Source organism: Butyrivibrio sp. NC2002, assembly GCF_000702265.1.
Lineage (GTDB): Bacteria > Bacillota > Clostridia > Lachnospirales > Lachnospiraceae > Butyrivibrio.
The window spans coordinates 516,748-528,947 of record NZ_KL370881.1; the positions used below are offsets into that span (position 1 = coordinate 516,748).

11 protein-coding genes and 1 other RNA gene are annotated in these 12,200 nt (G+C 40.3%); 7 read left to right on the forward strand and 5 right to left on the reverse strand.

The window, feature by feature from the left end; translation table 11 throughout:
- Positions 1-56: 56 nt before the first annotated feature.
- Together T543_RS13265 and T543_RS13270 are read left to right on the forward strand one after the other, a co-directional pair.
- Positions 57-773 carry a YesL family protein gene (locus T543_RS13265; RefSeq protein ID WP_051638781.1) on the forward strand — a complete coding sequence of 239 codons (717 nt, stop codon included), beginning with the start codon at positions 57-59 and terminating at the stop codon, positions 771-773.
- Positions 774-1,004: 231 nt separating this feature from the next.
- Positions 1,005-2,114, forward strand: a complete 1,110-nt coding sequence (locus tag T543_RS13270) for an ABC transporter ATP-binding protein (RefSeq protein ID WP_035769221.1) — start codon at positions 1,005-1,007, stop codon at positions 2,112-2,114.
- 130 nt (positions 2,115-2,244) lie between these two features.
- On the opposite strand, the gene T543_RS13275 is transcribed toward T543_RS13270, so the two are convergent.
- From T543_RS13275 to T543_RS13280, 3 genes are all read right to left on the reverse strand, one after another.
- Positions 2,245-3,336, reverse strand: coding sequence for a PucR family transcriptional regulator (locus T543_RS13275; RefSeq protein WP_035769230.1), 1,092 nt, complete (start codon positions 3,334-3,336; stop codon positions 2,245-2,247).
- 178 nt (positions 3,337-3,514) lie between these two features.
- An RNA gene (gene ffs / locus T543_RS15700) (signal recognition particle sRNA small type) lies at positions 3,515-3,614 on the reverse strand.
- Between the two features lie 67 nt (positions 3,615-3,681).
- Positions 3,682-4,125: an RrF2 family transcriptional regulator gene (locus tag T543_RS13280; RefSeq protein ID WP_035769232.1), complete on the reverse strand. Its 444-nt coding sequence runs from the start codon at positions 4,123-4,125 to the stop codon at positions 3,682-3,684.
- Positions 4,126-4,269: 144 nt separating this feature from the next.
- Between T543_RS13280 and tadA the strand changes: the two genes are divergently transcribed.
- Together tadA and T543_RS13290 are read left to right on the forward strand one after the other, a co-directional pair.
- Complete coding sequence (gene tadA, locus T543_RS13285) at positions 4,270-4,779, forward strand: tRNA adenosine(34) deaminase TadA (RefSeq protein WP_197023970.1); 510 nt, start codon at positions 4,270-4,272, stop codon at positions 4,777-4,779.
- Positions 4,769-5,791 (forward strand): radical SAM protein, encoded by a 1,023-nt coding sequence (locus T543_RS13290; RefSeq protein WP_330370004.1) that lies wholly within the window; start codon positions 4,769-4,771, stop codon positions 5,789-5,791. Before tadA ends, T543_RS13290 begins: the two co-directional genes overlap by 11 nt.
- A 39-nt stretch (positions 5,792-5,830) precedes the next feature.
- Here the strand turns inward: T543_RS13290 and T543_RS13295 are convergent, their stop codons facing one another.
- Positions 5,831-6,721, reverse strand: a complete 891-nt coding sequence (locus T543_RS13295) for an AraC family transcriptional regulator (RefSeq protein WP_035769233.1) — start codon at positions 6,719-6,721, stop codon at positions 5,831-5,833.
- A 309-nt stretch (positions 6,722-7,030) separates the two neighbouring features.
- On the opposite strand from T543_RS13295, the gene T543_RS13300 reads away from it, so the two are divergent.
- Positions 7,031-8,005: a glycoside hydrolase family 43 protein gene (locus tag T543_RS13300; RefSeq protein WP_035769234.1), complete on the forward strand. Its 975-nt coding sequence runs from the start codon at positions 7,031-7,033 to the stop codon at positions 8,003-8,005.
- Positions 8,006-8,122: 117 nt separating this feature from the next.
- Here the strand turns inward: T543_RS13300 and T543_RS13305 are convergent, their stop codons facing one another.
- Positions 8,123-9,598: a nicotinate phosphoribosyltransferase gene (locus T543_RS13305; RefSeq protein ID WP_035769236.1), complete on the reverse strand. Its 1,476-nt coding sequence runs from the start codon at positions 9,596-9,598 to the stop codon at positions 8,123-8,125.
- A gap of 129 nt (positions 9,599-9,727) precedes the next feature.
- Here T543_RS13305 and T543_RS13310 point away from each other — a divergent pair, with 129 nt between their 5' ends.
- Positions 9,728-10,990, forward strand: a complete 1,263-nt coding sequence (locus T543_RS13310; protein ID WP_051638782.1) for a 5-bromo-4-chloroindolyl phosphate hydrolysis family protein — start codon at positions 9,728-9,730, stop codon at positions 10,988-10,990.
- 24 nt (positions 10,991-11,014) lie between these two features.
- Positions 11,015-12,166, forward strand: a complete 1,152-nt coding sequence (locus tag T543_RS13315) for a toxic anion resistance protein (RefSeq protein WP_035769239.1) — start codon at positions 11,015-11,017, stop codon at positions 12,164-12,166.
- The last annotated feature ends 34 nt before the right edge of the window (positions 12,167-12,200 follow it).

The window sequence follows — 12,200 nt, forward strand, 5'->3', positions numbered from 1 at the left end:
GGCATGTTATTATTGTGCTTGGGCATTTTTTTGTTTTATTAAGGAGGATTAGTTTTATGGGTAAATTATTTGATCTCGACAGCCCAATAATGCGAGTGTTGAACAGAGTGGCTGATTTAATGATATTAAATCTTATCGTTCTTTTGTTTGTGCTTATTCCATTTACCGGCGGCGCTTCCCTTACTGCAATGCATTATGTAATACTCAAGATGGTCAGGGATGAGGAAACCTACACTATCAGGGGATTCTGGAAATCATTTAAGCAGAATTTCAAGCAGGCAACAATTCTTTGGATAATCGTATGCATTATAGCGATGATAATAGCTGTGGATTTTATCTGGATAAGAGCAAATGTGCAGATTATTCCCGGATTCTATGTATACGTGATGTTTGGTCTTTCCATCATTTTGTATATGTTTTCATTATGGATTTTTCCGCTTCAGGCAAGATTCGAAAATCCCATTAAGAATACACTTAAGAACGCGGTTATGTTTGCAATCCTTGGTCTTCCGAGAACAATAGGTATGGTAATTGTTTCTGCGATTCCTGTGGTTTTGGTGTACTTCTTTGATATACAGATATTACCTATTCTTATTTTGTTTGGATTTACAGCTCCGGCATATCTTATGGCAATGATGTATAACGGTCTGTTTAAAAAGTTTGAGCCCAAACAGGAAGAGGTGCAGGAAGATAGAGAAATCCTGAGCGATGAGGATGATGAAGAGCTCCAGGCAGCAATTAAGCGCATGCAGGAAGCAAGAGACAATAAGTGATGCATGAATTCAGCATTTGCGCCAATGGTGTTGTCAAAGTGCACATAAGAAATTATTAAATTTGTGCAAAAATTCCTAATAGATTTCTAAAAAAAAAGTAAATAAGCAATTTTTACAACGATTGGAGAAATCTTTGTATAATAGTTGCATAGCCAAAGCCACGCGCTTTGGCTATACTTTTAAGGGTAAAGAGCAGGTTGCTCTTCATTTGCACAGAGGAGGAATAAGAAAATGGCAAGTTTAACACTTGAGAATGTATGCAAAGTATATCCTAACGGTTTCGAAGCTGTTAAGAATTTCAACCTTGATATCCAGGATAAGGAATTCATTATCTTCGTAGGACCTTCAGGATGTGGTAAGTCAACAACACTTCGTATGATCGCAGGTCTTGAAGATATTACTTCAGGTACACTTAAGATTGGTGATCGCGTTGTTAACGACGTAGAGCCTAAGGACAGAGATATTGCGATGGTATTCCAGAACTACGCTCTGTATCCTCATATGACAGTTTATGATAACATGGCATTCGGCCTTAAGCTTCGTAAGGTTCCGAAGGCTGAAATTGATAAGATGGTTAAAGATGCTGCTAAGATCCTTGATCTTACAAATCTCCTTGATCGTAAGCCTAAGGCTCTTTCAGGTGGACAGAGACAGCGTGTAGCTATGGGTCGTGCTATCGTTCGTAATCCTAAGGTATTCCTTATGGATGAGCCTCTTTCAAACCTTGATGCTAAGCTTCGTGTTCAGATGAGAACAGAGATTGCTAAGCTTCACCAGAGACTTGGTACCACAATCATCTACGTTACACATGACCAGACAGAGGCTATGACTCTTGGTACAAGAATCGTAGTTATGAAAGATGGTGTTGTTCAGCAGGTAGATACACCTCAGAACCTCTATGACAAGCCTTGCAACCTCTTCGTTGCAGGATTCATGGGATCACCTCAGATGAACTTCCTTGATGCAGAAGTTGAAGTATCAGGCGACAAGGCTAGCCTCAAGATCGCAGGTCAGTCAATCGAGCTTCCTCCGGCTAAGGCTAAGAAGGTTATCGAAGGTGGTTATGCTGGAAAGACAGTTACATTCGGTATCCGTCCTGAGGATGTTGATGATTCTGAGATGGTTGTTAGCACATCTAAGGCTGTATTTGAGTCAACAATCAACGTATACGAGCTTCTTGGTGCAGAAGTTTATCTGTACTTCGATCTTGCAGGCTTCCCTGTAACAGCACGAGTTGATTCTCGTACAACAGCTCGTCCCGGCGACAAGGTTAAGTTCGCATTCGACGTTGAGAAGATTCACATATTCGACAAAGAGACAGAGAAGGTTATCACAAACTAATCTGGAATTTGATAAAGAATTTAGAGCAGGTACAATCGCAAGGTTGTACCTGTTTTTATGATATAGGAATTTCGGAGAAATTTCCTATATCATAAAAAACGGGGCATGATGCCCCGCTATAAGACTGATCTTAGAATTCTCTTGAATCTACGTATTTCATATAGTTAATAACCATAAGTGCGATCTTGAATGTGAGAGCTTCATCGAAGGTTCTGATATCAAGACCTGTTGCTTTTTCGAGTTTCTCAATTCTGTAAACAAGAGTGTTACGATGTACGAAGAGTTGTCTTGAAGTCTCTGATACATTAAGGTTATTTTCAAAGAATTTATTTATTGTATTAAGTGTCTCTTCATCGAGGTTTTCGGGAATTTCTTTTCCTCCGAAAATTTCATCAATGAAGATTTTGCATAGGTTAATGGGAAGCTGATATATAAGTCTTCCTATTCCTAATGTGTTGTATGCATTTACATGGCGCTCAGCATAGAATATTTTTCCGACATCAAGTGCCATTTTTGCTTCTTTATAGGATTTGCTCAGATCTTTTAATTCGTTTACGATGGTTCCGTAAGCTACTCTTACATCGAGCATTGCCTCAGTATTCATCATAGAAGCGATAGAGGATGCAACTTCTTCGATTTCTGGATAGCCCTCGCCGGTCTTTAGAGATTTAACAAGGATCACACTTGTTTCATCAACAGCTGTGACATAATCTCCGTTTTGGCTTGAGAACATTCCGGAGAGAAGCTCTGAAGCGGTTGAATCTCTTTCTGCTTTGGTTTCAACGATGATAATTACTCTTGGAACTGTGACTTCAATTCGTAATTTTTTTGCTCTGTTATAGATGTCTATAAGGAGCAGATTATCGAGAAGAAGGTTCTGGAAAAAGTTATTTCTGTCATATCTTTCCTTATATGCAACTATAAGATTCTGAAGCTGACTTACGCAGATCTTTCCGACCATGTAGGCATCATCTGACTGACCGCTGGAGAGAAGAACGTACGCAGGATCGCCCTCATCAAGAATCTTTAATAGGTGGTTGTTGCCGATAACCTGAGAATCTACAGGCGAAGAAGCAAAATCAGCGATCATTCCGGCATCAAATGAAGTGATCTCTGAAGTGGATGCGACCACCTTTCCTTTTAAGTCATATACGCAAAGCTGAACTCTTGTAATAGCTGACAATTCATCTATGCTGTTTTGGATTATCTGTGATGTGATCATTTTCGCCTCCACCGGAATACTTGGAATTTATTAACGTGACTTCCTGAATGCAAATAGGAAAAGGCATTTAGGAATCCTGAGTTCTATATTATTGTAACACAATTTGGCAAGACAATAGGAAAAATGATGTCTTGTGCCTTATGCTGAATAAAAACGATCCTGTAAAGGATGCATGCGGCGAATCCAGGCACCCCTACAACACATGAGAAATTCCGCTTAGTGCTGCTTCGTTCCCGACCTGACACGGTTCGCAGGCTCTCATTGCGTAGGACCCGGGTCCGCACAGATGCATGCACCCGTTACAGGACCGTCAATTATTCATGATACTTAGAGATGACATCTTTGTCAACAGTCAATTGGTGCAGAAAGATCTTCATCCTTTATGGTGCGACCGACGAGATCCTTTAATGTAAAGCTGTCAACATAATCGTTAATAGCTTTATCGAGACCTTTCCAGAAGCTGATGGTGGGACATCTGTCAAGTGCAGGACAGATGATATCGTCTCCCTCCAAACATTCGACAGGGGCAAGATCTCCTTCTACAGCTCTTAAAATATCGCCAACCCTGTATTCTTCAGGCTTCTTCTTTAGTCTGTGACCACCGTTGTTGCCGCGCATACTCTTAATTAGCCCGGCTTTTCCCAGGTTTGTGACTATCTGTTCCAAATATTTTATCTTAAGATTCTGTCTTGCAGAAATATCTTTAAGTGCTATGTAATTGCCATCATCATGGAGAGCAAGGTCAATCATGACTCTAAGTGCATAACGCCCCTTTGTGGATATCTTCATTTATAAAAAACCTCTTTAAAAAACTAATACGCTTACGGATTATGGGGAAATTTACTTTTGCCCCATATATCATATATAATTCGTATTACAATATGATAACAAATAAGTACTTCAAATTCTAGTATTTGGGTAGGAATAGAAAATATGATAAGTTCAGACGAAAAATATATGAAGGCAGCCTTGAAGCAGGCGAGAAAGGCTATGGAGCTTGGAGAGGTGCCGATTGGCTGCGTTATAGTATATGAAGATAAAATAATAGGACGTGGCTATAATAGGAGAAACACGGATAAATCCGTACTCTGCCATGCTGAGATCACCGCAATAAAAAAAGCCTGCAAAAAAATCGGAGATTGGAGGCTTGAAGACTGCATACTCTATGTTACTCTTGAGCCGTGCCAAATGTGTGCGGGGGCAATAGTTCAGTCGAGAATACCAAAGGTTGTGATGGGGGCACTTAGCCCTAAATCAGGCTGTGGAGGATCGATTTTAAATATCCTTGAGAACCCTGAATTCAACCATCAGGTAGAGGTGGTAAAGGGAGTTCTGGAAGAAGAGAGCAGTCAGATACTTAAGGAGTTTTTTACCGGATTAAGAAAACGCAATAAGGCTGAAAAAGAAGAAAAGAAGAGGATGCTTGCAAAAAGTGAAGTGTGATTTATTGGACAACTGCATGATCTGCCCAAGAAAATGCGGTGTTAACAGAAATAAGAAAGAGCTTGGTTTTTGTGGCCAAACAGGTAAGATAACGGCAGCCAAGGCTTACCTTCATGCATGGGAGGAACCGTGCATATCCGGCAAAAACGGTTCAGGAACTGTGTTCTTTTCCGGCTGTAATCTGCAGTGCGTATTTTGTCAGAACAGGCAGATAGCTACAGGTGAAGTATCAAAGGAGATTACAAAAGAGCGCCTTAGCGAGATATTTCTGGAGCTTCAGGACAAAAAGGCTTCAAATATTAATCTGGTCACCCCGACTCACTTTGTTCCACTTATTATTCCTGCTATTGAAAGGGCCAGAAATGAGGGGCTAAAGATACCTGTGGTATATAATTCCAGCGGTTATGAGCTTGCAGAAACCTTGAAAAGTCTGGAGGGCCTTATTGATATATACCTTCCGGACTGCAAGTATTATTCAGATGAGATAGCGATAAGATATAGTAATGCTCCAAACTATTTCAATATAGCAATTGCAGCGATAGATGAGATGCTAAGGCAGGTTGGAGAACCTTTATTTGAGATAAAAAGAAGCACAGAGGACAAAAAGACTGAGGGTGGAGAAACCAGCGATAGTTTAAATGATAAAACAATAAGTGCTTCATTATACAATGAATTAATGGAAGATTGTGAGGATGACTATTTAGGACCTCTGATGAAAAAGGGGGTTATAATAAGACATCTGGTTTTACCGGGACAGATTAATGATTCGAAAAATGTTGTTGAAAGGCTTCTTGAAAGGTACAGGGACAAAGTATACCTTAGCATAATGAATCAGTTCACTCCATTTGGGGATTTGAGCAAATATCCCGAGCTTAAAAATAAAGTTGAAGAAAGTGATTACGAAGACCTTATAGATTTTGCGATAGATAATGGAATTGAGAATGGATTTTTTCAGGGAGAAGGTACAGATATGGCGAGTTTTATCCCTGCATTTGACTACAAAGGTTTGTAAGATCAAATGCAGGTTATAAAACGAAAAAGCTCTGAAAAGTCATACTTCTTTTGGAAGAGCGAAATCATCTCTTGTTCGGTACATGTTTCTGAACTCTGTTGGTGTGCAGCCCTTTATTATCTTAAACATCCTGATAAAAGATGACAGCGAAGGGAAACCGCAACAAAGCGATATATCCGTGATCGAGTTTCTGGGCTCCATGAGCAGGATTTCTGCCTTGGCGATCCTTTTCTGATTGACGTATTTATAGAATGATACACCGGTAAACTGCTTGAAACGGCGGGAGAAGTAAAACTTACTAAACCCGGCTTTTGCAGCAACATCGTCGAGATTAAGATCTTCTATGCAGTGTGCTTCAATATAATCACATACTTCAATAAATTTCTCGAAGTATTCATCCCCCTTTTGAAAAGTGGATACATCAAGTTCCGGACTTTCCTTTACGAAGTTTTTCCCGATTAAAGAGAGCATCTGCAAAAGCTTGCAATAGATATCAACTTCAGAGAAGGAACTGCTTTGTCCGTATATTTCATCTATCTCAAGGAAGAGGCTTTTTACCTTATCATGGATATGCGGATAGTTTTCGGGAGAGACCACTATAAAAGGACTCATAACATGTATGAGACTGTCCACATCATGCATAAAGCGAAGAGAAGCGGAATCAGGCTGGAAAATAATGCGCTTTCCCGTTTTGGGAGCAGTTATTGAGTGAATGCAGCCCGGACAGATTATTATGATATCGCCTTCCCTAAGATCTATCTTTTTTCCTGCACAATTTAAGTGATAAGCATTTTCTGTGGGCATTACGATCTCGATCGCAGCATGCCAGTGAGGAGGATAGTTTTCACATTCATCATTATCGTAGAGCTTAATTGATGTGCTCTGTCTGAAGTTTACAGTTTCAACTATGCCGTTAAGTGTTTCAATCATAACTTTTTCCTCTTAATAGTCAATAATTCTATAGTTGATAGCAATATTTTATAATAAAAAGATGCTGTTTGAATTATTAAAAGTTGCTATTATTGAGTTAAATATTGCGGATTAATTTTTCCTTATGATAATTAAAAATGGCGCAGCTACGGGAACGATAAAAAATATCAAGTAAACAAAGACAAAAAAATTTGTGGAAAATCACGGCAATAATTGATAGTTAATTAACAAGTATTAAAATGCTGTGGCAAAGGATATCATGTTATCTTTTTATCTGAAAAGTCAGTTTATATAAATTAGGAGATAGCGATGAGTAAAGAACGTGAGCCTTTAGTTACACATATTTTTACTGCTGATCCTTCAGCACATGTGTTTAACGGCAAAGTATATGTATATCCGTCTCATGATGTTCCGCACGACGGAGAGGACAATGACAATGGTGATGAGTATCAGATGGAAGACTATCACATACTGTCAATGGATAAGATTGGCGGTGAAGTGACAGACCATGGCGTAGCTCTTTCAATGCACGATGTGCCCTGGGTAAGAGATCAGATGTGGGCGCCGGATGCGGTATTTACAAATGATAAATACTACCTGGTATTTCCGGCCAGAGATAAGGAAGGAATGTTCAGACTCGGGGTTGCTGTAAGCGATAAGCCTGAAGGTCCTTTTACACCTGAAGAAAACTATATAGAGGGAAGTTTTAGTATAGATCCATGTTCATTCAAGGATGATGATGGAAAAGTATATGTATATTTCGGTGGTCTCTGGGGAGGTCAGCTTGAAAAGTATAGGACAGGTAAATTCGAAGAAAACGGAACAGAGCCCGAAAAGGATGAGCCGGCTGTATGTCCCAAATGTGCACTTATGAGCGCAGATATGAAGTCGTTTGCAAAAAAGCCTGTGGATATACAGATTGTTGATGAAGATGGAAAGCCACTTCTTGCAGGTGACGAAGAGAGAAGATATTTTGAAGGCCCATGGGTTCATAAATATAACGGCAAGTATTACTTCTCATATTCAACAGGAACTACTCATTATATCTGCTACGGAATATCAGATAATCCGTATGGACCGTTTACCTATAAGGGAAGGATACTTGAGCCTGTTATCGGTTGGACAACGCACCACTCCATAGTAGAGATTGAAGGAGAGTGGTACCTTTTCTATCACGACTGCGAACTTTCAGGTGGCATAAATCACAGAAGGTGTGTTAAATACACAAAGCTTAGCTATAATCCTGATGGAACAATTAAGACCATAAGGCCCTATGAAAAGTAAAAAAATAAAGAAACCTATTACAATTTAAAAATATGCGCAAATACCAACGAAGGCGATATTCCTCATAAGAATATCGCCTTTGTTTAGCTACTTTTTTAGTTTTTTATCTATGACGGATCAGTTTTCTACATCAGTCATGTCGAGATTGCCCATTTGATCAAGGAGCCTCATCTTGGTGTCGTATAGCCTTCTTGAGAGATCGACATGAACCTGATGAGGGTTAAAGAGTCGTCTTGTTTCCTCCCAAAGTGTGTTCTGCTCCTCTAAGCAGTATGAGCGAATATCCATGGTCTTGGGAGATGTGTAAACACACTCACCTTTTTTGAATATGGGAACCATGATCTCGCGGAGAGTATAACTTGAAGCGGGAAGCAGAGTCTTTTTCCAGGGTTCCTGGGGATCGAATAAAAGAAGCTGCTTATCATCTGTAAAGGTCTCATTCTCAAGACAGATCAGGTCAGCCTTGATCTTGCCGCTTGCCTTATCATAAACGCGGTAAATCTTTTTGTTTCCAGGGTTAGTGATTTTTTCAGTGTTTTCCGAAAGCTTTATTTTGGGGACAAAGGTTCCGTTATCATCCATAATTGCGGAGAGCTTATAAACGCCGCCAAATGACGGATTGTCCTTAGCTGTGATAAGATTCGTTCCAACACCCCATGATGTGATTGCTGCTCCCTGAGTTTTTAATGATGAAATAAGGTATTCATCAAGGTCATTTGATGCGGATATCACAGCATCTGTAAAGCCTGCGTCATCGAGCATTTTTCTTGCCTGCTTTGAGAGATATGCAAGGTCTCCGCTATCAAGACGGATTCCGTAAAATGACAAGTCAATACCTTCTTCCTTCATTTCCTTGAATACTCTTATAGCGTTCGGAACACCAGAGCCTAAGGTGTCATAAGTATCTACGAGAAGGATGCATGCGGAAGGATAAAGTTTTGCATAGGTTTTAAATGCAGTATATTCGTCAGGGAAACTCATGATCCAGCTGTGGGCATGAGTTCCTTTTACAGGAACATCAAAGAGCTGACCGCAGAGAACATTACTTGTTCCGATGCATCCGCCTATCACAGCAGCTCTTGCACCATAGGTTCCTGCATCAGGTCCCTGGGCACGTCTTAAGCCAAACTCCATTATTCCATCGCCTTCTGCTGCATAACAGATCCTTGCTGATTTTGTGGCAATAAGAGACTGGTGATTTATGATATTAAGGATGGCGGTTTCGATAAGCTGTGCCTCCATAATAGGAGCGATGACTTTTACAAGAGGCTCTCTGGGGAAAATAATAGTTCCTTCCGGAATAGAATAAATATCGCCGCTGAATTTAAAATCTCTTAAGTATTCGAGGAAATCTTCATCAAAAATGCCGACACTTCGAAGATAATCAATATCTTCTTCGTCAAAATGCAGCTCTTTTATGTACTTAATGAGCTGTTCAAGGCCGGCCATTATGGAATAACCGCCGCCGAACGGATTGTTTCTGAAAAATGCATCGAAAATAACTGTTTCATTCTGGGACTTGTTTTTGAAATAGCCCTGCATCATGGTAAGCTCGTACAGGTCTGTTAGAAGAGTTAGATTTTGTCTGTCCATTGAGATACCCCTGTCATTGTTTTTTCTTTTTAGTTATTATACAATATTTGCTGGTAACCTTTTTTGCGTTACTCACATTATTATAGAAGATTTACTGTATGTATACAAATAAAATCGGTTGGGAGTAGTATGAGCAACATTGACGATTTCATGGAAACGGGAAACAAGATATTAAGTGACGTCAGCAAGGCTGTGGACACAGGGGATTATTCAAGACTTGGCGATCAGATAAGGGTATCTGTACAGAGCGCGGTCAACAAGGCTAAAACCAATCCTTCTTACAATTTTCAGGGTAGAGCTTCTGCGCCAAGGACCACAACTTATGCAAGTGGCTTTAGCTTGAAAACTCCTTTTTTTGCCGGAAAAATAAGTAAGTCAGCAGGTGTGGGGAAAATAATAGGAGGACTCTTCGGAGCAATTCCTTTTGGAATGGGTGCTCTGACAGGTCTTATTCTTTTAATTATTGGTTTTGCAGGAGGTTTCGAATCTTTGGCGATAGCCGGAGCGATTGTTTTGCCGATTACAGGGCTTATAACGGCATTTTTTTCAACTCTTGTCAGCAAAGGCGCTAAGCAGAACAAATTGACCGGAAGCTATTATAAATACGGTAAAATACTTGGAAATTCCGAATACTTTAGCATTAGAGATCTCGCCCGTGTTGCAGGTGAAGACGAGAAGCTTGTCCTGGACAGAATAAAGGAAATGATGAAGCTCGGATTTTTCCCATTTATTAAGTTCGATAATGCAGAATCTACTGTAATGCTAACATGGAGAGCTTTTGATCAGTACGAACAGGCCGAAAGATCAAGGCTTGAAAGAGAAAGCGTGAATGTAGCTGCTTCTATGGAACAGCCTGTAAATAATGCAAGCACAAGCGGAATCCTTGAGGATGGAAAAAACTATCTTAAGACCATAAGAGCTATCAATGACCAGATTCCCGGAGATGAGATGTCAGATAAGCTCTACAAGCTTGAATCGATCATGAAAAAGATATTTACACAGGTTGAGAAAAAACCTGAGTGTGCTGATGATTTAAGAAAGTTTATGAACTATTATCTTCCGACTACAACAAAGCTGCTAAATGCATATGTTGATCTTGCAAAGCAGCCTGAAGCCGGAGAGAATATAACAAAGACAAAGAGAGAAATAGAAGATGCCATGGATGTTATAAATGCAGCTTTTGAAAATCTGCTGGATAGCCTTTTCCAGGATATGGCATGGGATATTTCTTCGGATATATCGGTAATGAAGACCATGATGGCGCAGGACGGTCTTACAGAGAGTGAGCTATTTAGTGCCAGTGCACAGGGAGCTGCTTATCAGGAAGCTCCGGCACAGGCGGTGGCACAAAGTACAGAGGAGAATGCGCAAGGTATAGAACTAAAGTTTTAATTATTATTTTGGGAGGATTAAGTAATGTCAGACGAATTTAAGGAATTTGAGGATTCAACACCCACTCTTTCATTTGGGGAGCCTGTCGCAAGTCAGGCAATGGAGGCTCCGGAGCCTGAGGTAAAGCAAGAGCCTGTAGATTCAGCAGAGGTTAAGCTTTCAGCAGAAGAACTTAAGCAGATAGATGCTTTTGTGGATCAGATCGATATAAAGAATACACAGGCTGTAATGAACTATGGCGCAGGAACACAGAAGAAGATGGCTGATTTTTCAGAGAAGGCCATGGAAAATGTGCGCACAAAAGACATGGGCGAGGTCGGTCAGATGATAGCAGGTCTCGTTACAGAGCTTAAGGACTTTGACATCGAAGAGGATGAAAAGGGAATAAAAGCACTGTTTAAGAAGAGTGCGAACAAAGTAACAGCAATGAAGGCCAAATACGCTAAGGTTGAGACAAATGTTGAAACCATTGCAAGCGAGCTTGAAAAGCATGAGCAGCGCCTTATGAAGGATGCAGCTATGCTTGATACAATGTACGATATGAACCTCAATTATTACAAAGAGCTTTCTATGTACATAATTGCCGGTAAGAAGAAGCTTGCCGAGGTTAGAGAAAATGATCTTGTGAAGGCACAGGAGAAGGCTGCTAGCAGTGGACTTACAGAGGATGCTCAAGCAGCAAAGGATCTTGCTGCTCTTTGCGACAGATTTGAGAAAAAGATCTATGATCTCGAACTTACAAGAACTATTGCTATGCAGACAGGCCCTCAGATCCGTATGGTACAGAGCGCTGATACAACAATGGCTGAAAAGATCCAGTCCACTATTGTTAACACAATTCCGCTTTGGAAGAATCAGATGGTCATTGCTATCGGAATAGAGCATTCAGCACAGGCAGCAAGAGCAGAGCGTGAGGTTAACGATATGACAAACTCACTTCTTAGAAAAAATGCTGACGCACTTAAGATAGCTTCTGTAGAAGCAGCAAAAGAATCTGAGCGCGGAATTGTTGATATGGAGACACTTAAGCATACAAACGAAACTCTTATTTCTACATTGGATGAAGTAATGAAGATCCAGACAGAAGGAAAAGAGAAGAGAAAAAATGCTGAGGCAGAGCTTTCTCAGATAGAAGGTCAGCTTCGCCAGAAACTCATGGAAGCAGCTAAAAACTGATATCCGTGATATTTTAGGGAACGTTTGGGCAAAA

Excerpts from the sequence above, each read along its gene's own strand:
- T543_RS13310 (WP_051638782.1), top strand. The coding sequence starts at position 9,728 with ATGAGCAACATTGACGATTTCATGGAAACGGGAAACAAGATATTAAGT.
- T543_RS13265 (WP_051638781.1), top strand. The coding sequence starts at position 57 with ATGGGTAAATTATTTGATCTCGACAGCCCAATAATGCGAGTGTTGAAC.
- T543_RS13295 (WP_035769233.1), bottom strand. The coding sequence starts at position 6,721 with ATGATTGAAACACTTAACGGCATAGTTGAAACTGTAAACTTCAGACAG.
- T543_RS13305 (WP_035769236.1), bottom strand. The coding sequence starts at position 9,598 with ATGGACAGACAAAATCTAACTCTTCTAACAGACCTGTACGAGCTTACC.
- T543_RS13300 (WP_035769234.1), top strand. The coding sequence starts at position 7,031 with ATGAGTAAAGAACGTGAGCCTTTAGTTACACATATTTTTACTGCTGAT.
- T543_RS13275 (WP_035769230.1), bottom strand. The coding sequence starts at position 3,336 with ATGATCACATCACAGATAATCCAAAACAGCATAGATGAATTGTCAGCT.
- tadA (WP_197023970.1), top strand. The coding sequence starts at position 4,270 with ATGATAAGTTCAGACGAAAAATATATGAAGGCAGCCTTGAAGCAGGCG.
- T543_RS13280 (WP_035769232.1), bottom strand. The coding sequence starts at position 4,125 with ATGAAGATATCCACAAAGGGGCGTTATGCACTTAGAGTCATGATTGAC.
- T543_RS13270 (WP_035769221.1), top strand. The coding sequence starts at position 1,005 with ATGGCAAGTTTAACACTTGAGAATGTATGCAAAGTATATCCTAACGGT.
- T543_RS13315 (WP_035769239.1), top strand. The coding sequence starts at position 11,015 with ATGTCAGACGAATTTAAGGAATTTGAGGATTCAACACCCACTCTTTCA.